Source organism: Massilia sp. KIM, from assembly GCF_002007115.1.
GTDB lineage: Bacteria > Pseudomonadota > Gammaproteobacteria > Burkholderiales > Burkholderiaceae_D > Telluria.
This window is the reverse complement of the sequence record NZ_MVAD01000001.1, coordinates 1645904-1670960: the sequence shown is the minus strand read 5'-3', so window position 1 is coordinate 1670960 and position 25057 is coordinate 1645904. Positions and strand designations below refer to the sequence as shown.

At 67.7% G+C, this 25057-nt stretch carries 18 protein-coding genes; 5 read left to right on the top strand and 13 right to left on the bottom strand.

Translation table 11 applies throughout. The features are described from left to right. The gene (locus B0920_RS07190; protein ID WP_078031855.1) at nt 1-1311 is read left to right on the top strand and encodes a GntP family permease; all 1311 of its coding nucleotides are present in this window, start codon (nt 1-3) and stop codon (nt 1309-1311) included. A gap of 78 nt (nt 1312-1389) precedes the next feature. Continuing rightward, complete coding sequence (locus B0920_RS07185; RefSeq protein WP_078031854.1) at nt 1390-4434, top strand: glycosyl hydrolase family 28-related protein; 3045 nt, start codon at nt 1390-1392, stop codon at nt 4432-4434. Nucleotides 4435-4491: 57 nt separating this feature from the next. Here the strand turns inward: B0920_RS07185 and B0920_RS07180 are convergent, their stop codons facing one another. Next, on the bottom strand, nt 4492-7236 hold the full coding sequence (locus B0920_RS07180; protein WP_229455245.1) for a TonB-dependent receptor: 2745 nt from the start codon (nt 7234-7236) through the stop codon (nt 4492-4494). A gap of 409 nt (nt 7237-7645) precedes the next feature. Here B0920_RS07180 and B0920_RS07175 point away from each other — a divergent pair, with 409 nt between their 5' ends. Further along, nucleotides 7646-8482: an alpha/beta fold hydrolase gene (locus B0920_RS07175; protein ID WP_078031852.1), complete on the top strand. Its 837-nt coding sequence runs from the start codon at nt 7646-7648 to the stop codon at nt 8480-8482. Nucleotides 8483-8485: 3 nt separating this feature from the next. Here B0920_RS07175 and B0920_RS07170 read toward each other — a convergent pair whose 3' ends face one another. Continuing rightward, on the bottom strand, nt 8486-8746 hold the full coding sequence (locus B0920_RS07170) for a hypothetical protein (protein ID WP_078031851.1): 261 nt from the start codon (nt 8744-8746) through the stop codon (nt 8486-8488). Nucleotides 8747-8895: 149 nt separating this feature from the next. Between B0920_RS07170 and dcd the strand changes: the two genes are divergently transcribed. Beyond that, nucleotides 8896-9462, top strand: coding sequence for a dCTP deaminase (gene dcd, locus B0920_RS07165; protein ID WP_078031850.1), 567 nt, complete (start codon nt 8896-8898; stop codon nt 9460-9462). A gap of 50 nt (nt 9463-9512) precedes the next feature. Further along, on the top strand, nt 9513-10166 hold the full coding sequence (locus B0920_RS07160) for a cation transporter (protein WP_078031849.1): 654 nt from the start codon (nt 9513-9515) through the stop codon (nt 10164-10166). On the opposite strand, the gene B0920_RS07155 is transcribed toward B0920_RS07160, so the two are convergent. From B0920_RS07155 to B0920_RS07105, 11 genes are all read right to left on the bottom strand, one after another. Continuing rightward, nucleotides 10153-11025 (bottom strand): sigma-70 family RNA polymerase sigma factor, encoded by an 873-nt coding sequence (locus B0920_RS07155; RefSeq protein WP_078031848.1) that lies wholly within the window; start codon nt 11023-11025, stop codon nt 10153-10155. The two genes, B0920_RS07160 and B0920_RS07155, sit on opposite strands and share 14 nt — an antisense overlap. A gap of 116 nt (nt 11026-11141) precedes the next feature. Further along, a complete protein-coding gene (locus B0920_RS07150; protein WP_078031847.1) occupies nt 11142-13400 on the bottom strand; it encodes an arginine/lysine/ornithine decarboxylase in 2259 nt (752 codons plus the stop codon). A 200-nt stretch (nt 13401-13600) separates the two neighbouring features. Continuing rightward, complete coding sequence (locus tag B0920_RS07145; RefSeq protein WP_078031846.1) at nt 13601-14239, bottom strand: DUF4337 domain-containing protein; 639 nt, start codon at nt 14237-14239, stop codon at nt 13601-13603. Further along, nucleotides 14232-14732 carry a dihydrofolate reductase gene (locus tag B0920_RS07140; protein ID WP_078031845.1) on the bottom strand — a complete coding sequence of 167 codons (501 nt, stop codon included), beginning with the start codon at nt 14730-14732 and terminating at the stop codon, nt 14232-14234. Before B0920_RS07140 ends, B0920_RS07145 begins: the two co-directional genes overlap by 8 nt. Nucleotides 14733-14897: 165 nt before the next feature. Next, a complete protein-coding gene (locus B0920_RS07135) occupies nt 14898-15692 on the bottom strand; it encodes a thymidylate synthase (protein ID WP_078031844.1) in 795 nt (264 codons plus the stop codon). Nucleotides 15693-15748: 56 nt separating this feature from the next. After that, on the bottom strand, nt 15749-16840 hold the full coding sequence (locus B0920_RS07130; protein WP_078031843.1) for a low specificity L-threonine aldolase: 1092 nt from the start codon (nt 16838-16840) through the stop codon (nt 15749-15751). 96 nt (nt 16841-16936) lie between these two features. Further along, entirely contained in the window at nt 16937-18952 is a 2016-nt protein-coding gene (locus B0920_RS07125; RefSeq protein WP_078031842.1) for a Cache 3/Cache 2 fusion domain-containing protein, read from the bottom strand. A 195-nt stretch (nt 18953-19147) separates the two neighbouring features. Further along, nucleotides 19148-20968: an ABC transporter transmembrane domain-containing protein gene (locus B0920_RS07120; RefSeq protein ID WP_078031841.1), complete on the bottom strand. Its 1821-nt coding sequence runs from the start codon at nt 20966-20968 to the stop codon at nt 19148-19150. Between the two features lie 29 nt (nt 20969-20997). Then, on the bottom strand, nt 20998-22068 hold the full coding sequence (locus B0920_RS07115) for a lipocalin-like domain-containing protein (RefSeq protein ID WP_078031840.1): 1071 nt from the start codon (nt 22066-22068) through the stop codon (nt 20998-21000). After that, nucleotides 22068-24617 (bottom strand): FtsX-like permease family protein, encoded by a 2550-nt coding sequence (locus B0920_RS07110; protein WP_078031839.1) that lies wholly within the window; start codon nt 24615-24617, stop codon nt 22068-22070. The genes B0920_RS07115 and B0920_RS07110 overlap by 1 nt, the downstream gene beginning before the upstream one ends. Beyond that, nucleotides 24605-25054: a DUF4124 domain-containing protein gene (locus B0920_RS07105; protein WP_078031838.1), complete on the bottom strand. Its 450-nt coding sequence runs from the start codon at nt 25052-25054 to the stop codon at nt 24605-24607. Before B0920_RS07105 ends, B0920_RS07110 begins: the two co-directional genes overlap by 13 nt. Nucleotides 25055-25057 lie beyond the last annotated feature (3 nt).

Below are 25057 nucleotides of genomic sequence, written 5' to 3'. Positions count from 1 at the left end.
ATGTGGAATGTCGTTTCCGTTCTGCTGGCGGTCGGTTTGCTCACCATCATGATCGCCTGGGGCAAGGTTCAGCCGCTCCTGGCCTTCGTGGTGGCGGCCATGCTCGCCGCCGTCATGCTCGGCATGCCGCCGGAGCAGATCCCCGGCGCCATCGAAAAAGGCATCGGCGATCTGCTCGGTTCCCTGGTGGTGGTGATCTGCCTGGGGGCGGTGTTCGGCAAGCTGATCGCCGACAGCGGCGCCGCCAGGCGCATCGCGATCAGCCTGATCGATACCCTGGGTCCGAGCCGGATGCCGATCGCGATGACCGTCACCGGCTTCGTGGTCGGCCTGCCGCTGTACTACAACGTCGGCTTCGTGCTGATGATCCCGCTGATCTTCTCGCTGGTGGCCCAGTCCGGGCGTCCGGCGGTGGCGCTCGGCATGCCGCTGCTGGCCGGCCTGTCGATCGCGCACGGCTTCCTGCCGCCGCACCCGTCGCCGATCGCCCTGGTCGCGGCGGTGCACGCGGACATGGGCAAGACCCTGCTGTACGGCTTCATCGTCGCGATCCCGACCCTGATCATCGCCGGCCCGATCTTCGCGATGACGCTCAAGCACATCCGCGCCGAACCGGCCGCCATCTTCCGTGGCGAACCCAAGCCCGTGCACGAGCTGCCGAGCGCTTTTGCCAGCTTCTTCACCGCGCTGTTGCCGGTGCTGCTGCTGGGGATTTTTACCGTGATCACCCTGGCGAGGCCGGAGCTGAGCAAGTCGCTCGCCTTCGTCTCGAGTCCCCTGGTGGTGATGCTGGTGTCCTACATCGTCGCGGTTTTCTTGCTGGGCACGAGCCGCGGCCAATCGCTGCCGCAGGTGATGGGTTCGGCCCAGGACGCGCTGCGCGAGATCGCGCCCATCCTCCTGATCATCGCCGGCGCCGGCGGCCTGAAGCAGGTGCTCACCCAGTCCGGCATCAGCGCCGAGCTGGGCGCGCTGCTGGCCAGCCTGCCGGTGACCCCGCTGCTGCTGGCCTGGGCGGTCGCCACCGTGATCCGTGTCTGCCTGGGCTCGGCCACCGTGGCCGGCGTCACCGCGGCCGGGATCGTCGGGCCGCTGGTGGAGACCACCGGGGTCGACCCCAACCTGATGGTGCTCGCCGTCGGCGCGGGCAGCCTCATGTTCAGCCACGTGAACGACTCCGCGTTCTGGATGTTCAAGGAATACTTCGGCCTGTCGCTGAAGGACACCTTCCGCTCCTGGACCATGATGGAGACCCTCGTGGGCATTTTCGGCATCGTCTTCGTGCTGATCCTGTCCTTGTTCGTCGGCTGAAGACCTCAGCTGGAAGCACCGCAGGCGGCCGGTTCCGGCTGGCCGCCTCGCAACCATAAAAAAACCTAGGAGAGCAATTTGAGAGTCAATCCGTTCAAGCTACACTCGCTGGCCCTGTGCGCCACGCTGGTGGCGGCCCAGGGCGCCGCCGGCGCGGCCCTTGCCGCCAGCACGCCGCCGCCGTCCGTCTCGGCCTACCAGAGCCTGCCCGACGATCCGCGCGCGGTGGTGGTGCGCGGCAAGGGCGACGGCAAGGCCGACGACAGCGACGCGCTGCAGCAGGCCATCGACAGCGCCGCCAACAAGGGCGCCGGCGGCGTGGTGTTTCTGCCCTCGGGCCGCTACCGAATCACGCGCACCATCCTGATCCCGATCGCCGTGCGCGTGTACGGCATCGGCAAGACCCGCCCGGTGCTGCTGCTGGCGCCGAACACGCCGGGTTTCCAGAAGGGCGTGGCCAACATGGTGATCTTCACCGGCACCGACACCTACGGCATCGGCCGGGTGGCGATGCCGGTGCCGAGCGCGGTGCCGTTCAGCACCGAGCCGGGCAAGGCGGTGCGCGACGCCAATTCCGCGACCTTCTATTCGGTCCTGTCGAACGTCGACTTCGAGGTCGGCGAGGGCAACCCGGCGGCCAGCGGCGTGCGCATGCACACCGCCCAGCATTCCAACCTCTCGCACATCGATTTCCGCATGGGCTCCGGCCTGTCCGGCGTCTACCAGGTCGGCAACATCGCCTACAACCTGCGCTTCTACGGCGGCCGCTATGGCATCCTGGCCGAGAAGACCTCGCCGGCCTGGCAGTTCACGCTGCTCGACTCGCACTTCGACGGCCAGCGCGACGCCGCCATCCGCGAGCACGAGGCGGCGCTGACGCTCGCCAATACCGACATCCGCAACACCCCGGTCGGGATCGAGATCAACCGTGGCTACGGCGACTGGTTGTGGGGCCATGACGTGCGCTTCGAGAACGTGTCGAAGGCCGGCGTCATCATCAGCAACGAGAACAACGTGTATACCCAGGTCGGCTTCGAGCGCATCAGCGCGCGCAACGTGCCGGTCTTCGCCCACTTCCGCGACAGCGGCAAGAAGGTCGAGGGCAAGGGCCGCGCCTACCAGGTGACCGAGTTCAACCACGGCCTCAAGCTGTCCGGCCTGGGCCAGCCGGGCCAGTTCGACACCAACTTCAAGACCGCCGCGCTGCCGGCCAAGGAGAAGACCGAGCGCATCCTGCGCGCGCTGCCGCCCACCCGGGACTGGGCCAGCGTCCACGAGTACGGCGCCAAGGGCGACGGCGTCAGCGACGACACCGCCGCCATCCAGAAGGCGATCGACAGCCAGCGCGTGGTCTACCTGCCGCTTGGCATCTACGTGGTCAACGACACCATCCGCCTCAAGCCCGACACCGTGCTGATCGGCCTGCACCCGGGACTGACCCAGCTGCGCCTGCCGAACGGCTCGCCGCTCTACCAGGGCAGCGACACGCCCAAGGCCATCCTCGAGAGCGCGCGCGGCGGCGACGCCATCATCACCGGCATCGGCATCAACAGCGGCGAAGTGAACAACCGCGCGGTGGGCATCCTGTGGCGCGCCGGCGAGAAATCGCTGGTGGACGACATCCGCTTCCAGTGGAGCGCCGGCGCCGACACCGACCCCTACAAGAAGGGGCCGCGCTTCAACACCTCGGCCTGGTGGGACCGCCAGTATCCGAACCTGTGGGTGACCGATGGCGGCGGCGGCACCTTCACCGGCGTCTGGGCCCCGGCCGGCCATGCGCAGGCGGGCCTCTACGTGACCAACACCAAGACCCCGGGCCGCGTGTACGAGCTCTCGGCCGAGCACCACATCCGCAACGAGATCGTGCTGGACGGCGTGGAGAACTGGGAATTCTATGCGCCCCAGACCGAGGAAGAGGTGGAAGACGGGGCCGACGCGGTGGCGCTGGACATCCGCAATTCGAAGAACCTGTTGTTCGCCAACATGCACAACTACCGCGTAACGCGTTCGATCCGTTCGGCGCCGACCGCGGTGAAGATCACCAACTCGAGCGGCATCCGCTTCCGCAACGTCGCGGTGAACGCCGAAAGCGGCTTCCCCACCTGCGATGAATACGGCTGCGTGGCCGACCTGCGGGTGTCGAAGTACGCCTACGAGAACGCGATCACCGACGTCACCAACCGGCTGCAGGTGCGCGAGCGCATGTTCTCGGTGCTCGACTACGACGGCAAGCAGACCAGCGCGCCGGCCGCGCCCAACCAGCCGCGGGTGGACAAGCTGGAAGAGGGCTTCTACTCGATCGCCGGCGCGGCGGTGGACTCGAAGGGCCGGCTGTACTTCATCGACCGCCACTTCAAGCACATCTTCAGCTACCTGAAGGGCGAGGGCCTGAAGACCGTGAGCGACTATTCGCTCGACCCGGTCAACCTGGCGGTGGATGGCAGCGACAACCTGATGGTGCTGTCCTCGAGCGGCAAGGAAGGCACGGTGTATTCGCTCAAGCCGGGCGTGCCGGGCGCGCTGGTGCAGCTGATCAAGCCGACCGCGGTGGCGCCGCGCCCCAACGCGCGGGTGGCCTTGCCGGGCAACTTCTGGAACAACGGCGAGTTCAAGGACCAGCTCAACTTCGACACCATGGAGTTCACCACGCTCGACGAGATGTTCGCGCGCGATACCTCCACGCCGAAGACGCGCGAATACGTGTCGCCGGACGGCAGCCTGGTGCTGCCGGCCTTCCGCGTCACCCGCCACGGCTCGCTCGACCACCTGGGCTACCGCTGGTCGGACACCCTCGACAGCTATGGCTTCGTGTTTGCGCCGGTGGGACAGCGCGCGGTGTTCACCAATGCCTCGCGCAACATCACGTATAGCGGCCTGGTGGGCGCCGGCGGCGCCATCACCGATCTCAGGAAGGTGGCGGACCGGGGCGGCGAGAGCGCCGCGGTGGGTCCGGACGGCAAGGTGTACGTGGCCAACGGCCAGATCTTCATCTACGGCCCGGATGGCAAGGAAAGCGGCCGCATCGACGTGCCGGCCAGGCCGCTGCAGCTGGTCTTCGGTGGTCCGGACAGGCGCACCCTGTTCATCCTGACCCACCACGCGCTGTACGCGACCCAGATCTGACAAGAAAAAAGCCGCCCGGCTTGCGCGGGGCGGCTTTGGACTACGCTACAGCTTCGTTCAGAACTTGTAGTTGGCGGTCACGTAGGTGGTGCGGCCCAGCGGATCCGCGTAGCGCGGATCGAAGCCGACCTGGTGGCCCGACGAGGCGCGCAGCGAGAGCGGCGGCTGGCGGTCGAACAGGTTCTTGACGCCGCCACGAATGGTGATGGCTTCGGTCAGCTTGTACTTCAGCTGGTAGTCGAAGGTGGTGAACGACGGCACTTCCAGACGGATGCTTTCGTTCTTGCCGGTGCCGACGTTACGCACGGTCGCTGCCGCGTCGGTGTAGCCGTCGCGGTAGTTCACGATCACGCTGTTCGACAGCTTGCCGGTGTCCAGGGTCGCGGTCAGACGGGCGATGTTCTTGAACGTCACGGCGTTGTTGATGCCGAAGTAGTTCAGGCTGTTCGTCCAGTCGTTGTTGGTGCCCGGCCTGGTGTAGTCGGCCTTCAGCATGTGGGTGCCGTTGACGCCGACGGTCAGGTTGCCGAAACCGAAGCGATGACGCGCGGTCAGGTCCCAGTCCAGGCCGCGGTAGTGCGACTTGCCGATGTTGACCGAGGATTCGCGGAAGGCCCAGTAGGTGGCGCCGGTCGACGATTCGGTGTAGGTGGTGAACAGGTCGCGGAAGGCGGCCGGATTGGCCCATGCCTGCTGCTCGCTGACCGACGACACCGCGTCACGGATCTTCACGTCCCACAGGTCCAGGCCGACGCCGAAGCGCGACGAAGGCTCGTAACGGGCGCCGATGGTGAACTGCTTCGAGGTTTCCGGACGCAGCTTCTCGTTGCCGCTCGAGATCACGTTGTACTGGGTCTTGCCCGGACGGCAGTAGTCAGGATGGGCGATCGGGCAATCCCACGAGCTGGCGGTGAAGCCTGCGCTGACCGGCGGCTGGGCGATGTCCAGCATGCTCGGGGCCTTGAAGCCGGTGCCGTAAGAACCGCGGAAGAGCAGGGCCTGGGTCGGCTGGTAACGGGCCGAGATCTTGTAGGTGGTCTTCGACTGATCCTCGCCGATCTTCTTGCCGGTCAGGTCGTTGTCGATCGCCGAGATGCGGTCGTGACGCAGGGCGCCGGTGATCTCGATCTGCTTGGTGACAGGCACGATGACTTCGGCAAAGGCGCCGGCGTTGTCGCGCTTCATGTCGTAGGCCGGATCGGCGTCGAAGTTGTACAGCACGCCGGCGACTGCGTCGGCCGACGGGGTCTGTTCGTAGGCGTACTGACGGAAGTCCGCGCCCAGGCCCAGCAGCACCGGGCCGGCCGGCAGGGTCCAGATCTCGCGCGAACCGCGTGCTTCGGCCGCCTTCAGGGTGGTCGAGGCTTCGCGCACCGAGCCGTGGTAGATCGAATCGCGGATCAGCTGCTTGGTTGCTTCGCTTTGCGCGCCGATCGGTGCGAACGGGTTGAAGGAGCCGTTCGTCAGCATCGAGCGGAATTCCTTGTCCTTCACATAGCCGCCGACGTAGCGCTCGTCGAGCGAGTTCTCCGACCAGGTCAAGGCGCCGCTGACGTTCCAGGCGCCGATGCTGCCGTCCAGGCCGGCCACGAAGTGCTTCGACTCGGTGATGGTCTGGCTGTCGCGGGTGCCCCAGTCAAAGGTGCGGTAGCTGCCGTTCACGGTGCGCACGTTGGCGCGCTGTTCCGGGGTCAGGTAAGGAGCGACGTAGGTGTTGTAGTTGGCCGAGCCGACCGGGATGCTGAACGGCGCCGTATTCGGGGCGATGCGCGCGGTCAGGTCGAAGCGCGAGTAGGCCAGGTCCGAAGTCAGGGTCCAGTTGTCGTTCAGCTTCAGCGAGCCCTTCAGGAACACGCTGTCGCGCTTGTTCTCGGGGACGATCTCGATGGTCGACACCGAGTCGAAGCCGCAGTTCTGCGCATTCGCGTTGTTGTTGGCGCTGATGAAGTTACGTTCCGGGCAGCTGCCGTACTGCTTCAGGTAGGGCGAGAAGCCGACCGAGGGCAGGCCGCTGGCGCTGTTGAAGGTCGCGGTCACGTTGGCCGGGATGGCCGAGGTGCTGGTGCGGTCGTAGATGTAGCTGTTGCCGTTGGCCTTGAAGGGCAGGTAGCCGGTCTTGGCGAAGTCACGGTCGGTCGACTTGATCTGGTCCTGCTCGTCGTGGCGGAAGGAGGCCAGGATGTTCCAGCCCTGGGTGTCCAGGTCGCCCCAGCCGTAGGTGGCCGAGACGTACTTCGAGCGGCCCGGACGGCCGTCGTTCGGCTGGGTGTAGTTGGCCTCGATGTCGCCGCCTTGCTGGTTGCGCTTGAGGATGAAGTTGACCACGCCGGCGATGGCGTCCGAGCCGTACAGCGCCGATGCGCCGTCGGTCAGGATCTCGACGCGCTCGACCGCGCTCAGGGGGATCGACTGCAGGTTGACGGCGCTGCCCGAACCGGTCGGCGCGAGGCGGCGGCCGTTCAGCAGGACCAGGGTGTATTCTTCGCCGATGTCGTGGATCGACGCCGATGCGAAACCACCGGAGTCGGTGCCGGCGGCGGTAGCGGTGACGCTGAAACCTTGCATGGCCGGCAGGCTTTGCATCAGTTCCGCCGCGTTGGTCGCGCCGGTCTTGGCGATCGCTTCCGAGCTCAGGGTCTGGACAGGCAGGGCGCCTTCCGAGTTGATGCGCTTGATCGCCGAACCGGTGATCTCGACGCGCTGAATGGGTTTATCTTGGGCAAACGAGGTGCTTGCAACGAGGCCGGACAGCAGGCCCAGGGCGAGTCGCACGGAGCGGGCGCCCATCTTCTCTTTCAACATCAATTACCTTCTTTCGAAACTTTGTTGCTTGATAACGCGCGATACAGCTGCCAAGGCGGTTCCTCAGCTCCGTCGCGCGGGCACTATAACGATCGAAAGTTGATGTTGCTCGGAAAAGTTTTTAAAAAGTCAACGCAATTTTGTATCCGCCGGGGAGTATTCAAATAGCATACTTGCCGTTTTGTACTCTATGTATGTTACGAGATGATGAATGTATGCATGTTTCTGCTAAAAATCTGCAAAACGCACGAATTTTATCGTTATTGTTGAGCTGTCGCATTCGCGCAACCATTTTTCGGGGTTTTACGTATTTCTACTTAGGGTGCGCTTCGAGGGCAGTAGGTGTTTCCCTCTAAACAAGATTGTGTCCCTCACATACAATCGGCGCACCGATGTCGAATGGACTCCGATGGACAAACCTTTATTGCATTTTTCTCACGGGAACGGATTCCCGTCCGGGACCTATCGCCAACTGCTCGATCAGCTGGGAAGGCACTACGAGGTGCGCACCCTCGAGATGCATGGCCACGACCAGCGCTTTCCGGTCACCGATGGCTGGCATGGCCTGGTGGACGAGCTGATCGCGCGCCTCGAAAGCTACGGCCAACCCGCGATCCTGGTCGGGCACTCGCTGGGCGGGATGCTGAGCATGATGGCGGCCAAGCGCCGCCCGGAGCTGGCGCGCTGCGTGGTGATGCTGGATTCGCCGGTGGTGGCGGGCTGGCGCGCCTGGGCCTGGCGCATCGCCAAGCTGGCGGGGTGGGGCGACCGCCTGTCGCCGGCGCGCTTTTCGCACAAGCGCCGCCAGCACTGGCCGGACCGGGCGGCGGCCTACGCCCACTTCCAGTCCAAGCCCCTGTTCCAGGCCTGGGCCCCGGGGGTGCTGGACGACTATCTCGAGCATGGCCTGGAGCCGCATCCGGAAGGCGTCGCGCTGCGCTTCAGCCGCGAAGTCGAAACCGAGATCTACACCACCTTGCCCCATCATCTGGGCAAGCTGCTGCGTGAACCCTATCCGCTGCCTATCGGCTTCATCGCTGGCAGCGACTCCGAAGAGCTGCGCCAGGCGACCCTGGGCCCGACGCGCCAACTGGTGGGCCCGAACCTGGTGACGATCGAAGGCTCGCACCTGTACCCAATGGAAAAGCCGGAAGAAACGGCGCGCCTGACCGAGGCCATGATCGAGCGCCTGCTGGCGCAGTCGCCCGGCAGGACGGCCGCCGTGGCCGCCGTGCAGGCGACCTGATCCTCAGTTGGTCTGCAGGGGGCGCGGCGCCGAATCCATCGCGTTGCGCACTTCCTGCTGGCCGACCGAGCGCAGCACGCGGTCGGTGGTCTGCGGGTTGGGGATGCGCGAACCGGTGAGGTTGCGGTCCTGGCTGGTGGCCGCAAGCGCAGGGCCTGCCGCGGCCTCGGCTGGCGCCGGGGTTTCTTCGGCCTGCTGCGGCAGCGAACATCCGCCCAGCAGCAGGATGCCGGACAGGATCAAGGCCTTGGGTGCGTGGTCCATCGGGTTCTCCTCGGTGTCTTTTCTTGCTCATGCTAAGGCTAAATTGCCCCTTTGGCAATCTGGCAAAACCGAAGGCAAGGCCGGCTGCGTTTTGCCCGAGGATTTCGCGTAAAATTGCAGAATTTTCTTCCTGCTTTGGAAACGCGACAATGACAATCAAGAGCGACAAATGGATCCGCCGCATGGCGGAGGGGCACGGCATGATCGAACCCTTCTCGCCGCACCAGGTGCGCGAGGCGGATGGCCGCAAGATCATCTCCTGGGGTACCTCGTCCTACGGCTACGACATCCGCTGCGCCGACGAGTTCAAGGTGTTCACGAACATCAACAGCACCATCGTGGACCCCAAGAACTTCGACTCGAATTCCTTTGTCGATGTGAAGAGCGACGTCTGCATCATCCCGCCGAACTCCTTCGCGCTGGCGCGCACCATCGAGTACTTCCGCATTCCGCGCAACGTGCTCACCGTCTGCCTGGGCAAGTCCACCTACGCGCGTTGCGGTATCATCGTCAACGTCACTCCCTTCGAGCCGGAGTGGGAAGGCTATGTGACCCTGGAGTTCTCGAACACCACGCCGCTGCCGGCCAAGATCTACGCCGGCGAGGGCTGCGCCCAGGTGCTGTTCTTCGAGAGCGACGAAGTCTGCGAAACCTCGTACAAGGACCGCGGCGGCAAGTACCAGGGCCAGCATGGCGTGACCCTGCCCAAGACCTGATGCGAGACTGATTCACCACTGATGCACCACTGATTCACGCCGGAGCCCGCATGTCCGCCTGCTGCAGCGGCGGCTGCTCGTCGAGCACGCCGCCGGTCGATCCGCGCTACCGCCGCATCCTCTGGATCGCGCTGTGGGTCAACGCCCTGATGTTCGTGGTCGAGCTGGCAGGCGGCTGGGCCGCCGGCTCGGTGTCGCTGCTGGCCGACGCGGTCGACTTCCTGGGCGACGCGGCCAACTACGGCATCTCGCTGTTCGTGCTGGCGCTGGCGCCGGTGTGGCGCTCGCGCACGGCCCTGCTCAAGGGCGCGACCATGGGCGCCTACGGCGTATTCGTGCTGGCCTCGGCCTTCTGGCACCTGAAGAGCGGCACCGTGCCCCAGGCCCACACCATGGGCGCGGTCGGCCTGGCGGCGCTGGCGGCCAACTGCCTGGTCGGGGCCCTGCTGTTCTCCTATCGCAAGGGCGACGCCAACATGCGCTCGGTCTGGCTATGCACCCGCAACGACGCGATCGGCAACCTGGCCGTTCTGCTGGCCGCGCTCGGCGTGTGGCAGTCCGGCAGCGGCGTTCCCGACCTGCTGGTGGCCACCGTCATGGGCCTGCTCGGCCTGTCGGCGGCGCGCACCGTCATCCGGCAGGCGCTGGCGGAGCTGCGCCCGGCGCCGGCGGCCACCGCCGCCGTGGAGCTCAAGCGCCGCTAAAGCCTTGCAGGTGGCCCAGCTTGTCCGGGTTGCGCGTCACGTAGATCGCCTTGATCCTGCCATCATCGAATTCCAGCGCGATGGTCTGGGGAAGGGCGTCGTTCTCGAGGCTGATGCGGCCCGGCAGCCCGTCGATGAGGCGCTCGGCCAGGATGGTCGAGGAATCCCATCCCGCCTTGGTGGACAGCGCCGCCAGCAGGCGTACCACCTTCTCCATGCCATAAATCGGATTGATGGCCGAGTTGCGCTTACCGCCGCCGTCGCCGTAGAACACCACGTCGCTGGCCAGCAGCTGCCGCAGCCTTCCCAGGTCGCCGCTGCGGGCGGCGTCGAAGAAGGCCGAGGCCAGTTCCTGCTGGCGCTCGGCGGGCACCGGAAAGCGCGGCCGGGCGGCCTGCACGTGGGCGCGCGCGCGGCTGGCCAGCTGGCGGCAGGCGGCGCTGTCGCGGCCCAGGGCCTCGGCCACCTCGCTGAATTCCATGTCGAACACGTCGTGCAGCAGGAAGGCCGCGCGTTCCAGCGGCGACAGGCGTTCCATGGCCAGCATCAGGGGCAGGGTGATGTCGTCGCCCTCGTCCTCGGGGTCGATGTAGGGTTCGGGCAGCCATGGGCCGATGTATTCCTCGCGCTTGATGCGGGCGGACTTGAGCACGTCCAGGCACAGGCGGGTGACGGTGCGCACCAGGTAGGCCTCCGGCTCGCGCACGGCCTCGCGTTCGGCCCCATGCCAGCGCAGGTAGGCGTCCTGCACCACGTCCTCGGCCTCGGCGAGGGAGCCGAGCATGCGGTAGGCGATGCGCTGCAGCCGGGGACGGCGCGCGGCGAAGAACTGGGCGGCGTCGGTGTCGATGGTGTCCATGGGGCGCGAGCTTACCCCGGATGGGAGCGCCGCGCCACTGGGCAAACGGATGGGCCGCGACAAAGAAAAAAGCCCGGGCCGACGGCCCGGGCTTTTCGCTGATGCGCAGGCGATGCTTACCCGTCCTGCTTGACGCAGTCCACGAAGTAGCCCAGCTTGCCGTCCACCTCGCGCTTGACCAGGCCGTGCACGTCGGTCTCGAAGCCCGGGAAGCGCTCGTTGAAGTCGCGCGCGAAGCGCAGGTAGTCGACGATGGTCTTGTTGAAGCGCTCGCCCGGGATCAGAAGCGGAATGCCCGGCGGGTAAGGCGTCAGCAGGATCGCCGTGATGCGGCCTTCCAGCTCGTCGATCGCCACGCGCTCGATCTGGCGGTGGGCCATCTTGGCGAAGGCGTCCGAGGGCTTCATGGCCGGCACCATGTCCGACAGGTACATCTCGGTGGTCAGGCGCGCCACGTCGTACTGCTTGTAGAACTGGTGGATCTCGGTGCACAGGTCGCGCAGGCCGCGGTTCTCGTAGCGCGGGTTGGCCGAGGCGTACTGCGGCATCACGCGCCACATCGGCTGGTTCTTGTCGTAGTCGTCCTTGAACTGCTGGAGCGCGGTCACCAGGGTGTTCCAGCGGCCCTTGGTGATGCCGATGGTGAACATGATGAAGAAGGAGTACAGGCCGCACTTCTCGATGATGACGCCGTGCTCGGCCAGGTACTTGGTCACGATCGAGGCCGGGATGCCGGTCTCGCCAAACTTGCCGTCCAGGCCCAGACCCGGGGTCACGATGGTGGCCTTGATCGGGTCCAGCATGTTGAAGCCCGGCGCCAGCTTGCCGAAGCCGTGCCACTCGTCCTCGGCGCGGATCATCCAGTCTTCCTGCTCGCCGATGCCTTCTTCCGAGAAGCTGTCCGGACCCCAGACCTTGAACCACCAGTCCTGGCCGAATTCCTCGTCCACCTTCTTCATGGCGCGGCGGAAGTCGAGCGCTTCCAGGATCGATTCCTCGACCAGGGCGGTGCCGCCCGGCGCTTCCATCATCGCCGCCGCGACGTCGCAGGAGGCGATGATCGAGTATTGCGGCGAGGTCGAGGTGTGCATCAGGTAGGCCTCGTTGAAGGCGTCCTGGTCCAGCTTGACCGATTCCGACTCGCGCACCAGCACCTGCGAGGCCTGCGACAGGCCGGCCAGCAGCTTGTGCGTGGACTGGGTCGAGAAGATCATCGACTGCTTGGCGCGCGGGCGGTCCTTGCCGATCGCGTGCATGTTCTTGTAGAAGTCGTGGAAGGCGGCGTGCGGCAGCCAGGCTTCGTCGAAGTGCAGGGTGTCGATCTTCCCGTCCAGCATTTCGCGCAGGGTCTCGACGTTGTACACCACGCCGTCGTAGGTCGACTGGGTGATGGTCAGGATGCGCGGCTTTTTGTTCACGGCTTCGCGCGCGAACGGATTCGCTTCGATCTTGCGGGCGATCGATTCGGGAGTGAACTCCTCGAGCGGGATCGGGCCGATGATGCCGAGGTGGTTACGAGTCGGCATCAGGAACACGGGAATCGCGCCGCACATGATGATCGAGTGCAGGATCGACTTGTGGCAGTTGCGGTCCACGACCACGATGTCGCCCGGCGCCACGGTCGAGTGCCAGACCATCTTGTTCGAGGTCGAGGTGCCGTTGGTGACGAAGTAGCAGTGGTCGGCGTTGTAGATGCGCGCCGCGTTGCGCTCGGACTTGGCGACCGGGCCGGTGTGGTCGAGCAGCTGGCCGAGTTCCTCGACCGCGTTGCAGACGTCGGCGCGCAGCATGTTCTCGCCGAAGAACTGGTGGAACATCTGGCCGATCGGCGACTTCAGGAAGGCCACGCCGCCCGAGTGCCCCGGGCAGTGCCAGGAATAGGAGCCGTCGTAGGCGTAGTTCACCAGCGCGCGGAAGAAGGGCGGGGCCAGGCTGTCGAGGTAGGACTTGGCTTCGCGGATGATGTGGCGCGCCACGAATTCCGGGGTGTCCTCGAACATGTGGATGAAGCCGTGCAGCTCCTTCAGGATGTCGTTCGGGATGTGACGGCTGGTGCGGGTCTCGCCGTAGATGTAGATCGGGATGTCGGCGTTCTTGTGACGGATCTCCTGCACGAAGGCGCGCAGGCCGGTCAGGGCGAAATCCGTCTCTTCCAGCGAACCGCCGCCGAATTCCTCGTCGTCGATCGAGAGCACGAAGGCCGAGGCGCGCGACTGCTGCTGGGCGAACTGCGACAGGTCGCCGTAGCTGGTCACGCCCACCACCTCCATGCCTTCCTGTTCCATCGCGGCCGCCAGGGCGCGAATGCCGAGACCGGAGGTGTTCTCCGAGCGGAAGTCCTCGTCAATGATGACGATGGGGAAACGAAATTTCATCGACAGCTCCAAAGCGAAGCGCCGTGGAGGCGGCGGTCCCTCACCGGGTCAATCCCGGACGGGTCCGGCCGCCGCGCACGGCACCGAAAAAAAGAAGAAGCGGATTTTCGCAGAAATTGCGGACTCCTGTGCAATTTTTTTTGCTACATCAAGTAGCTAGAGTAGCCAGAGTCCGCAAACGGGGGCGCACACGAGGGGCTTCACCCCTCCAGCCGGCGGCCGGCGCGGCGCAGGCCTTCGGTCAGGACGGCCGCCGCGGCCGCGCTCATGAAGGGCACCGGCGAGAAGGCGCTGGGAGTGGTGTGCAGGGCGGCGAAGACCGCCAGGGTGAGACCGAAGGCGGCGGTGGCGCAGGTCAGGGTGAGGAGCCAGGTGCGGCGCGCCAGCAGGGTAATGGCGGCCAGCGAGATCGCGATCTGCTGGGCCACCGAGGCGGCCGACCACTGGCGGTGGCGGTGCAGCTCGTCCTCGGCGCGGCGGTTCCATTCGGCCGAGGCTGATTCCCAGCGCTCGGCTTCCTTGCGGATCACTTCCTTCTCGGTCTGGTAGCGCGCCGCCTCGTCGCGGTAGCGCAGCTGGTTCACGCCAGGCAGGTTGGAGGCGACTTCCGCCAGGTTCTGCTTGTTCGACTTGGCCTGGTAATGGCTCCAGGCGTTGGCGGCGCTGGTCTTGTCGATCGCCGCGTTGCTCTTGAACATGGCGGCGTCGTTGTGGGCCGCGCTGCCGAGGAAGGCGAACAGGGTGCCGAGGGTGGCCAGGACGGCGATCAGGACGGCCAGCTTGCCAGCGAAGCCGTCGCCGCCGCGCGAGCCGGGCGGCAGGAGGGTACGGTCAGACATCGGAGGCTGTCTCCCTGCGGACGTAGGTGACGAAGGCGTAGTCGTAGCCCTGCTCGTCGGAATGGTGGGCTTCGCGCGCGCTTTCGACCCAGACGGCCGGGTCGATCGGCGGGAAGAAGGTATCGCAGCGGAAGCTGTGCGCGATGTGGGTCACGATCATCGCGTCGGCAAGGCCCAGGGCTTCCTCGAAGATCTGGGCGCCGCCGATGATGCTGGCGGGCTGCCCGCCGGCCAGCGCCACGGCCTCGGCCAGCGAGGCCGCGCTCTCGACGCCCTCGTGCGACCAGTCCGGGTTGCGGGTCACGACGATATTGCGGCGCTTGGGCAGGGGCCGGCCGATCGAGTCGAAGGTCTTGCGACCCATGATCACCGGCTTGTCCAGGGTGACGCGCTTGAAGTGGGCCAGGTCTTCGGGCAGGTGCCAGGGCAGCCGGTTGTCGATCCCGATGCCGTTCTGCGCATCGACCGCGACGACGAGGGTCAGCTGCGCCATCAGGATGCCGCCCTGGGAGTGAGGAGGAAAAGGGCGGTGGTCCGCATCGAGGGTGCCGTTGTCACGATGGTTGTAATTTCTAGTCGTAAATGTTGTCTGTTTGCAAGCTCGCTGTCAAGCGGATGTCAGGCTCGGATGCCGGTTTGTTGCGCATCCCCGACGTATTTACACGGCGACCGGGGCCTTGATCGCCGGATGCGGGTCGTAGCCAACCACCTCGAAGTCCTCGAAGCGGTAGTCGAAGAGCGAATCCGGCTTGCGGTGGATGAGCAGGCGCGGCAGTTCGCGGGTCTCGCGCGAGAGCTGCAGCGCGACCTGTTCCATGTGGTTGGCGTACAGGTGGCAGTCGCCGCCGGTCCAGACGAAGTCGCCCACCTCGAGGCCCGCCTGCTGGGCCATCATGTGGGTGAGGATGGCGTAGGAGGCGATGTTGAAGGGCACGCCGAGGAAGATGTCGGCGCTGCGCTGGTAGAGCTGGCAGGACAGCTTGCCGTCGGCCACGTAGAACTGGAAGAAGGCGTGGCAGGGCGGCAGCTTCATGCGCGGGATGTCGGCCACGTTCCATGCCGAGACGATCATGCGGCGCGAGTCCGGGTTGTTGCGGATCTGGTCCAGCACCTGCGCGATCTGGTCGATGTGTTCGCCCGACGGGGTCGGCCAGCTGCGCCACTGGTAGCCGTAGATCGGGCCCAGGTTGCCGTGCTCGTCGGCCCATTCGTCCCAGATCGTCACCCCGTTCTCCTTCAGGTAGGCGATATTGGTCGAGCCCTGCAGGAACCACAGCAGCTCGTGGATGATCGATTTCAGGTGCACCTTCTTGGTGGTGAGCAGGGGGAAGCCCTGTTGCAGGTCGAAGCGCATCTGGTAGCCGAACACCGAGCGGGTGCCGGTGCCGGTGCGGTCGGTCTTGAGGGCGCCATGCTGCTGCACGTGACGCATGAAATCGAGGTATTGGCGCATGATGAAAGTGAGGACTGTCGTTCTACGGGAGCGCGATATTGTAACCCAGTTGCAACTCAGTCAGCCTCTGCCAGCCGGGCGGCGAAGCGGCCCAGCGCATGCTGCACCGCCTCGTCGCTGGCGGCCACCAGGTTCTCGCCCACGTAGATCTCGACCACGCTGGTGTCAGGCAGCGCGCCGTGCATGGCGCGGTTGTACATCCAGATCCCGTCTTCGCGCGCCAGCTCGTCGCGGATGGCCAGCGCGCGCTCGCGGCTCACCGGCAGGTGCAGGTGCAGCATGTTGGCCTGGGGCGCGGCCGGGTTGACCCGGATCTCGGGGTGCAGGCGCAAGGCCGCATACAGGAACTGGGTGCGCGCGAAGCAGGCCGGCATGGCCGCCAGCCTTTCCTCGAACTGCATGGCGGCCGCCACCACATAGGGCGTCCTGTGGATCAGGTTGCCGCCCTGGCGCTTGAACCACTCGGCGGCGCGGGCGACGAAGTCGCGCCCGCCGGCCAGCATGGCCCCGCCCAGGCCGCCGATGCCCTTGTACAGCGAGACGTAGACGGAATCGAAGCCGGCCGCGATCTCGGCGGCGCTGCGGCCGTAGCCGGCCTGGGCTTCCCACAGGCGCGCACCGTCCATGTGCAGGTGCACGCCGCGGCGGCGGCAGTGCTGCTTGATCGCCTCGAGTTCTTCCCAGCTCGAGAGCTGGCCGCCGATCTCGCGCATCGGGATTTCGAGGCCGACCGCGCCCAGGCGGTCGGGGATCGCTTCGAGGTCGGCCACGGTCCAGGGGCGGTGGCGGTCGCCCGCCTGCAGGGCATGGAAGTGCCCCAGCAACTGGTGGTTGGCGCGTTCGTGGACCAGGATGTGGGAAGTCGGGTGCAGGGCCACGAGCTCGCTGCCGCGCTCGCGCGCGCCGAGGCGCAGCGCGGTCACCTGGGCCATGGTGCCGGTGATGCAGAACACCGCCGCCTCGCAGCCGAGCAGGCGCGCGATGCGCTGTTCGAAGTCCTGGAGCAGGGCGCCGTGGCCGTAGACGTCGTGCTCGACGCCTTCGCGCTCGCACCATGCGGCCATGGCGGCGAAGGTCTCGGCGGGGCTGCGCTGGCGGTGGCCGGGGAAGATCGTGTGGCAGCTGCGCTGCAGGGAGGATTCGGACAAGGCGGGCTCCTGTTGGGTTGCCCGCTACTGTAACCGAAGGCGCCATGCCACGCTCGCGCGGCGGCGCCGGGTGGACGGGTTTCCCCGTCCACCTGCTTACTTGAGGGCCGGGCGGCGCGGCTGGGCCAGGACGGCGGCGCTTTCCTCGGCCAGGCGGAACTGGCGCACCGAACGCGCCAGCGCGTCGGCCTGTTCCTGCATCGCGTGCGCGGCGGCGCTGGCTTCCTCGACCAGGGCGGCGTTCTGCTGGGTCGCGGCGTCCATCTCGACCACCGAGCGGTTGACGCTCTCGATGCCGCTGGTCTGCTCGCGGCTGGCGGCGCTGATGTCGGCCATGATGTCGGTCACGCGGCCGACGCTGGCCAGCACTTCCTTCATGGTGACGCCGGCTTCGGCGACCAGGCGGCTGCCGGCGTCGACTTCCCCGTTCGAGGCTTCGATCAGGCCCTTGATCTCCTTGGCCGCGGCGGCGCAGCGCTGGGCCAGCGAGCGCACTTCGTTGGCGACCACCGCGAAGCCGCGGCCCTGTTCGCCGGCGCGCGCCGCTTCCACGGCGGCGTTCAGCGCCAGGATGTTGGTCTGGAAGGCGATGCCGTCGATGACGCCGGTGATGTCCGAGATCTTGCGCGAGGCCTGGTTGATCGAGTCCATGCGCTGGATCACCTGGGCCACGGTGTCGCCGCCCTTCTGGGCCACGCCGGAGGCGCTGCGCGCCAGCTCGTTGGCCTGCTGGGCATGCTCGGCGTTCTGGCGCACGGTGGAGGTCAGCTGGTCCATCGAGGACGCGGTGCTGGCCAGGCTGATGGCCTGGGCTTCGGTGCGGTTGCACAGGTCCTGGTTGCCGGCCGAGATCTCTTGCGAGGCGTTGGCGATCTGCTCCGCGCCTTCGCGCACCTTGCCGACCACGCCCGAGAGGCGGGCGCCGACGGCGTTGATGGCCTCGGTCAGCAGGCCGATCTCGTCGCGGCGGCGGCTGGCGGTGCGGGCGGTCAGGTCGCCCTCGGCGATGCGGGCGGCGACTTCACGCGCCTCGGCCAGCGGACGCGAGACGCTGCGCCGCACCACGTAGTGCAGCACGCCGCACAGGACCGCCAGGCAGACCAGGCCGAGCACGATGAAGCGGTTGCGCAGCTCGGTGGCGGCGGCCGTGATCTCGTCGCGGTAGGTGCCGCCGGCGATCACCCAGTTCCAGTCCTTGACGTGGGCGTAGGCGACGAACTTCTGGCGCGCCGAGCTCTCGCCCGGGTTTTGCCAGTCGTAGACGATCTGGCCGTTCTTGGTCTCGAGGATTTCCTTGATGAAGGCGCGGCCGTCGGCGTCCTTGCTCTCCAGGATGTTCTGGCCTTCCTTGGCCGGGTGGACGATCAGGTCGCCGTAGGCCTTGCCGGGCGCCGAGTTCAGCACGTAGAAGTAGCCGGTGTCGCCGATCTTGATCGAGCGGATGCGGTCCTTCAGGACAGCCATGTCCTTCGAGATGTCGACGCCCACGTAGAGGGCGCCGACGATCTTGCCGGCCGCGTCGCGCGCCGGTTCGTACTGGACGATGGTCGGCTTGCCGAACAGGGTCACCATGCCGATGTATTTCTGGCCGGCGCGCAGGGCGGCGTAGGCCGGGCTGGCGCGGTCGAGCATGGTGCCGACGGCGCGCTGGCCGTTTTCCTTCTTGACCGAGGTGCTGATGCGGTAGAAGTCGTCGCCTTGGGCCACGAAGATGGTGGCGTTGCCGCCGGTCTGCTCGGTGAAGCCGTCGGGCGCGCTGAAGTCGAGGTTCAGCGGATTGCCGTCCAGTTTCAGGCGCGGCAGGGCGACCTCGCCGATGGTGGTGGTGGATTCGGTGTCGAGCTCGAAGGTTCCCGGCAGCGAGGCGCGGAAGATGTGGCCGAGGCTGACCGCCTGGCCGCTCACGGTCTTGTTGAACAGCTCGACCGTGCTGGTCACGCCTTTCAATTCGTTGGCGACGCTTTGCGCGGCGCGCTGTTCCAGCATGCTGGAGGTCGACACGGAGATGGCTGCGACCAGGACGGCGATGATGACACTCGCCAGGCCGAAGGTGATTGCGCTAATGCGCGCACCAACGCTCCAGTTGGCAGGGTGATATTTGCTGTTTGCCATAAGACCGAATAAAGATAGAAGGAAATCGCATATTACCGTCTGGAAACGAAAGCGGGCAATGTAAATGCGCCGTCGGGCAGCAAATTTGTGTCACCAAACAACAGCCTGTCTGAAAGATAATTGTCTGATTTGTAAAGGAAAACGGCGCGCCGAAGCGCGCCGCGAAGGGGCCTATGCCGCCGGAATAAAATGCGCTCAGGCGGCGGCCGGAGTGTGCGGCTGGAACTGCAGGGCCGCTAGCTTGGCGTAGACGCCGCCCAGGGCGACCAGCTCGGCGTGGCTGCCGGCTTCGACGATGCGGCCTTCGTCGAGCACCACGATGCGGTCGGCGCGCTGCACCGTCGCCAGGCGGTGGGCGATGATGATGGTGGTGCGGCCGAGCATGGCCGCTTCCAGGGCGCGCTGCACCAGGCGCTCGGATTCCGCGTCCAGGGCGCTGGTGGCTTCGTCCAGCAGCAGCAGCGGCGGGTTCTTGAGCAGGGCGCGCGCGATCGCGATGCGCTGCCGCTGGCCGCCCGACAGGCGCACCCCGCGCTCGCCCAGGAAGGACGCATAGCCCTCGGGCAGGCGCTCGATGAACTCATGGGCCGCGGCCATGCGCGCCGCCGCGAACACTTCCTCGTCGCTGGCGTCCGGACGGCCGTAGCGGATGTTCTCGAGGGCGTTGGCCGAGAAGATCACGGTGTCCTGGGGCACGATGCCGATCGCGCCGCGCAGGGTGTGCAGGGCGAGGTCGCGGATGTCCACGCCGTCCAGCCGGATGCTGCCGGCCTGCGGGTCGTAGAAGCGCAGCAGCAGCTGGAACAGGGTGGTCTTGCCGGCGCCCGAGGGGCCGACCACGGCCACGGTCTCGCCGGCGCGGATGTCCAGGCTCAGGTGCGACAGCGCCGCGCTTTCGGGGCGCGAGGGGTAGGAGAAGCTCAGGTCCTGCAGGCTCAGGCGCGCGCCGTTGGCGGTGCGCGGCGGCAGGGCCTTGGGATGGAGCGGGTCCTGGATGTCGGAGCGCGCGCCCAGCAGTTCCAGCAGGCGCTCGGTGGCGCCGGCGGCGCGCTGGGCGTCGCCCATCACCTCGGCCAGCGCGCCGATCGAACCGGCCACGATGGCCGCGTACAGGATGAACTGGCCGAGGTCGCCGCCCGTCATGCTGCCCTGCAGCACCGCGTGCGCGCCCAGCCAGAGCACGAACACGATGGCGCCGAACACCAGCAGGATCGCCAGCATGGTGAGGAAGGCGCGCGCGCGCACGCGCCGGATCGCGGTGCGGAAGGCTTCCTCCACGGTGCCGCCGAAGCGCGCGGCTTCGCGCTGCTCGTGGGTGAAGGCCTGCACCGTGGGCATGGCGTTGAGGATCTCGCCGGCCAGGGCCGAGGCGTCGGCGATCCGGTCCTGGGAGTCGCGCGAGAGCTTGCGCACGCGGCGCCCGAACAGCACGATCGGCAGCACCACCAGCACCAGCAGGCCCAGGATGATGCTGGTGAGCTTGGGGCTGGTAATGAAGAGCATCACCAGGCCGCCCGCGAACAGCAGGGTGTTGCGCAGCGCGAGCGAGATGCTGGTGCCGACCACGGTCTGGATCAGGGTGGTGTCGGTGGTCAGGCGCGACAGCACTTCGCCGGTGCGGGTGGTCTCGAAGAACTCGGGGCTCTGCTGGACCACGTGGCGGTAGACCGCGCTGCGGATGTCGGCGGTGACCCGTTCGCCCAGCCAGGACACGGTGAAGAAGCGCGCCGCGGTGGCCAGGGCCAGCATCGCGGCCAGGCCGAACAGGGCGAGGAAGGTGGCGTCCACGTGCTCGATGCTCTGGCCGGCGGACGAGGCGCCGAAGCCGAGGTCGATCATCTTCTTGAAGGCCGCGGGGATGGCCAGGGTGGAGGCGGCCGCGAACAGCAGGGCGATGCCGGCCAGGACGAACTGGCGGCGGTAGGGTCGGAGGAAGGGCAGCAGGCCCTTGAGGGTCGCCAGGCTGCCTTTGCGGGATGCGTCGGAATCGGTGCTGCTGGGGGAAGGCTTGCTCATCGTGTCGCTTGTTGTTGTCGTCTATGCTGCTACAGCTTCATCGGCTGCACGTAACCGGTCATCTCCAGGTAGCCGCGTCCCACCCGCTTGCCGTCGCGGCTGACCGTGACCGCGCCTTCCCAGTAGACCGCGCCGGTCGAGCGGCGCGAGTCCAGTTCCTGGTCAGGCTGCAGGGGAGCGATCTGCCAGCGCAGCGGGCCGGTCGCCACCTCGGCGGCAACCGGGTACTCGGCCTGGGTGCGCGGCGACTTCCAGCGCGCTTGGGGGGTGAAACCGACCTGCTCGGGCGCGAAGCGCGTCACCTTTCCCGACGCGTCGCGCAGGCTTGCGTGCGCCCATAGTTTACCACCTCGCCTGGCGCGGATCTGGAAAGCCATCAGGGCCCCGCCATCGTCGAGGTTGACGCCGATCCAGTCCCAGCCCGCCGCCTCCGGCTGCAGGGCTTCGCTCGACCATTCGTGGTCGAGCCAGGCGCTGCCCTTGACCTCGACCGGGGCCATGCCGGCGCGCCCCACGCTGCCGCTCACCGCCAGTTGCGGTTCGCTGTAGTAGTAGCTGGCGTGGCGCGGGCTCGGGCCCTTGCGCGAATAGCCGCCTTCGCCCTGCACCAGCACCGGCTGGGTGGGGCGCAGGCGCAGTTCGAGCGTCAGTTCGCTGGAGCGGATGGTGACGCGGTAGACGCCGTCGGCCCCGCGCACCATGCGCCAGTCGTCGAGCTTGAGGTCGGTGTTGCCGGTGCGCGCCCAGGCCAGGCCGAAGCCCTCGCGCGCGCTGCGCTGGTCGTGCACCAGGCGCCCCACGGCCGGGTCGGACAGGGCGGCGTGGCCGATCACCAGCTGGCGCGGCGCGAAGGCGCTCGGGTTGTCCTGGTCGTGTTCGGTGCGGCTGCGGAAGAAGGTGACCTGGAAGCCGAGCGGCTTGCCGTCCGGGGTCTCGACCCAGCCGGTGGCGTACCACCACTCGGTGCGGAATTCCGGATGGGCCCCGTAGTCGCGCGGGAAGGACAGCGCGCCGCCGGGCGTGACGGGCGCGAACTGCGGCGGCGCGGCCGTCGCCGGCAGCGCGAGGAACAGCATCAGCAGACACAGGATGAAGCGCATTACCAGTCCTCCCTGACGGCGCGCACCGGACCGGCGGACAGCGCCTGGCGCCCCGACACCAGGGCGGTGGCGACCGAGGCCGCCACCAGCACGGCGGCCACGCTGGCCAGCAGCGTCCACGGCAGGTGCAGCTGCATGGTCCAGTGGAAGGATTGCGGATTGACGACGTGGACCAGGATCAGGCTGATCAAGAGGCCCAGGGCGAAGCCGCAGGCCACGCCCAGCAGGCTCAGGAGCCCGCCCTCGAAGGCGAGGATGCCCAGCACCTGGCGGCGGGTGACGCCGACGTGGCGCAGCATGCCGAACTCTCTCGCGCGCGCCAGGGTCTGGGCCGAGAAGCTGGCCGCCACGCCGGACAGGCCGATGGCGATCGCGATCGCCTCCAGCAGATAGGTGACGGCGAAGCTGCGGTCGAAGATGCGCAGGCTCATGGCGCGGATGTCGCCCGGGCGCATGAAGCGCAGCGAAGCGCCGAAGGGCAGGGCGCGCAGGCCTTCCTCGACGCGCTCGAGCGGCACGCCGCGCGCGGCCCACAGGGCGGCGTCGGTCACCTCGCCCTCGCCGGTGAGGGCACGGTAGTCGGACAGGCGCATGACGATCGATCCGGACTGGTTGGCGTAGTCGCGCCACACGCCGGCCACGAAGAATTCGGCCTGCCTGCCGCCCAGGGGCAGGCGGATGGTGGCGCCCACGCGGGCGCCGTAGAGGTCGACCATGGCTTCCGAGACCCAGGCCGGGCGCGCGCCGGGCGGGGCCTGGACGCTCTCGCCGACCAGGTAGAGCAGGTTGCCGGGATCGCGCGCATCGATGTCGCGCGCGATCACCACCACCTCCGGCCGGCCGGGGTCGAGCGAGACCCGGCGGGTGCGCAGGAACTGGGCCTGGGCCACGCCCGGGCTGGCCGCCAGGCTGGCCTGCTGCCCGGGGCTGAGGAAGCCGGTGTTGCCGCCGTCCGCCGTGCGCACGTAGAGGTCGGCCGGCAGGATATGGCCCATCCATTCGTCGACCGAGATGCGGAAGCTCGCCACCATGATGCCCATCGCGACCATCAGGCTGAAGCTGGCCAGCACGCCGCCGAGGGCGATCGAGGCCTGGCCGGGCGCATTGGCCAGGCGCGCCAGCGACAGGCCGAGCACCGGCGGCGCGCGCCGCGTGCGCTGCGCCAATGCCTCGAGGGTGCGGAAGGTGGCGGCGGCGAAGCGCGGCATCAGGCCGATGCCGCCGATCAGGAGCAGGGCGATCGAGAAGTAGCCGAACAGGGGCAGCTCGAACACCGGCGGCGCGAAGGCGAAGGCGGCGGCCAGTAGCAGGCACAGGAGCGAAGGCCAGACCCGCGCCAGGCGCGCCAGCGCGCCTTCGTCGCCGCCCGACTTGATCGCCACCGCCGGGCGCGCCCGCGCCGCCTCCAGCGCCGGCAGGGCGCAGCCCAGCAGGGCCACGCCCAGTCCGAGCGCGAAGAAGCCCAGGGCCGCCCAGGGCGTGAAGATGACCTGGGGGCGGATGCCGGGGAAGTAGCCGGCCCCGAGGTCGCCGCCGAAATAGTAGAGGGCGGCGGCCGCCAGGCCATAGCCGGCCGCCACGCCCAGCAGCGCGCCGAGCACGCCCAGGCTGCCGCCTTCGAGCAGGACCTGGCGCAGCAGCTGGCCGCGCGCCAGACCCAGCACGCGCAGCAGCGCGAACTGGCTGCGCCGGCGCATCACCGACAGCGCCTGGGTCGAGAACACCAGGAAGGCGCCTGTGAACAGGGCCACCAGGGCCAGCACCGTGAGGTTGACCCGGTAGGCGCGGCTCATGTTGTCGGTGCGGCTTTCCTGGTTGGCGTCGTTCGGCTGCCCCACCGTGTAGCGGCCCGGCGCGGTGCGCTCCAGCTCCTGAGCCAGGCGCGCCTGGTAGGCGCCGCGGTCGACCCCGTCGCGCAGCTTCAGGTCGATCCGCGAGAGCTGGCCGAGGCGCTTGAAGCGCCATTGCAGGGCGCCGATGTCCATCACCGCGATGCGCTGGCCGGGGCGGCTGCCGGCGGTCGGGCCGGCCACGCGCAGCTCGACGTCCTCGGTGCCGGCGCGCAGGCGCAGGCGGTCTCCGGGCTTCACGCCCAGCCAGGCCTGGGCCGCGGGCGAGAGGAAGATGGCGTCGTCGGCCAGCACGTCGGTCAGGCGCCCGTCCTCGACGACCCCGGCCAGGTCGGGGGCGATGAAGCCGGCGCGGAAGGCGTCCACGCCGACGATGCGCAGGGCGCCGTCCTGGCCGGCGATGCCGGCCGCCACCTCGAGCAGGGGCGAGGCCACCGCCACCGCGGGATCGCTGGCCAGGCGCGGGTAGACGGCTTCGTCGAACAGGGGTTCGCGCCCGGCCACCTGAATGTCGGCCTGGCCGGACAGGGTCTTGACCGCCGCCGAGAATTCGTTGAAGGCGGCGGCATTGATGAGGTGGATGGCGAAGCCCATCGCCACCCCGACCGCGATCGCCGCCACCGCGACCAGGGCGCGCACCGGATGCGCGCGCCACTCGCCGAGCAGCAGCCAGCGCGAGAGGCGGCTCAGGCCGGGCATTCCACCGCCAGCGCCTCTTGCTGGCGCCGGGCCTTCAGGCGCGCCTGGGCGGCGCGCTCGCCGCCGGCGCGGGCCAGGTCTTCCTCGGCCCATTTCTGCTGCAGGCGCAGCTTGTCGCAGCGGCGGCGCTGGGTGGCGGCGTCGCGCCGCGCGCGCGCCAGCGTCCTTTCCTCGCGCAGCGCCTCGGCGGCGCGCGCCTGCTCGGCCTCGGCCAGGAACGCGCGCGCCCGTTCGAGGCGGGCGGCGGCCTCCGGATCGGGCGCTGGCGCGGCCTGCACAGCCAGCCGGCCGCCGTCCTGGCGGCAGGGCTGGTCGCCATAGGTGACGCGCTCGCCGTCGCGGCATTTGTAGATGGCTTGCGCCTGATCCGCCATGGCCTGGGCCAGGACGGCCCCGCTCAGGGCCCAGGCGGTGAAGAAACTGAAGGTGCGCAGCATGAT

Excerpts from the sequence above, each read along its gene's own strand:
- B0920_RS07190 (WP_078031855.1), top strand. The coding sequence starts at position 1 with ATGTGGAATGTCGTTTCCGTTCTGCTGGCGGTCGGTTTGCTCACCATC.
- B0920_RS07180 (WP_229455245.1), bottom strand. The coding sequence starts at position 7,236 with ATGTTGAAAGAGAAGATGGGCGCCCGCTCCGTGCGACTCGCCCTGGGC.
- B0920_RS07175 (WP_078031852.1), top strand. The coding sequence starts at position 7,646 with ATGGACAAACCTTTATTGCATTTTTCTCACGGGAACGGATTCCCGTCC.
- B0920_RS07170 (WP_078031851.1), bottom strand. The coding sequence starts at position 8,746 with ATGGACCACGCACCCAAGGCCTTGATCCTGTCCGGCATCCTGCTGCTG.
- dcd (WP_078031850.1), top strand. The coding sequence starts at position 8,896 with ATGACAATCAAGAGCGACAAATGGATCCGCCGCATGGCGGAGGGGCAC.
- B0920_RS07160 (WP_078031849.1), top strand. The coding sequence starts at position 9,513 with ATGTCCGCCTGCTGCAGCGGCGGCTGCTCGTCGAGCACGCCGCCGGTC.
- B0920_RS07155 (WP_078031848.1), bottom strand. The coding sequence starts at position 11,025 with ATGGACACCATCGACACCGACGCCGCCCAGTTCTTCGCCGCGCGCCGT.
- B0920_RS07150 (WP_078031847.1), bottom strand. The coding sequence starts at position 13,400 with ATGAAATTTCGTTTCCCCATCGTCATCATTGACGAGGACTTCCGCTCG.
- B0920_RS07145 (WP_078031846.1), bottom strand. The coding sequence starts at position 14,239 with ATGTCTGACCGTACCCTCCTGCCGCCCGGCTCGCGCGGCGGCGACGGC.
- B0920_RS07140 (WP_078031845.1), bottom strand. The coding sequence starts at position 14,732 with ATGGCGCAGCTGACCCTCGTCGTCGCGGTCGATGCGCAGAACGGCATC.
- B0920_RS07135 (WP_078031844.1), bottom strand. The coding sequence starts at position 15,692 with ATGCGCCAATACCTCGATTTCATGCGTCACGTGCAGCAGCATGGCGCC.
- B0920_RS07125 (WP_078031842.1), bottom strand. The coding sequence starts at position 18,952 with ATGGCAAACAGCAAATATCACCCTGCCAACTGGAGCGTTGGTGCGCGC.
- B0920_RS07120 (WP_078031841.1), bottom strand. The coding sequence starts at position 20,968 with ATGAGCAAGCCTTCCCCCAGCAGCACCGATTCCGACGCATCCCGCAAA.
- B0920_RS07115 (WP_078031840.1), bottom strand. The coding sequence starts at position 22,068 with ATGCGCTTCATCCTGTGTCTGCTGATGCTGTTCCTCGCGCTGCCGGCG.
- B0920_RS07110 (WP_078031839.1), bottom strand. The coding sequence starts at position 24,617 with ATGCCCGGCCTGAGCCGCCTCTCGCGCTGGCTGCTGCTCGGCGAGTGG.
- B0920_RS07105 (WP_078031838.1), bottom strand. The coding sequence starts at position 25,054 with ATGCTGCGCACCTTCAGTTTCTTCACCGCCTGGGCCCTGAGCGGGGCC.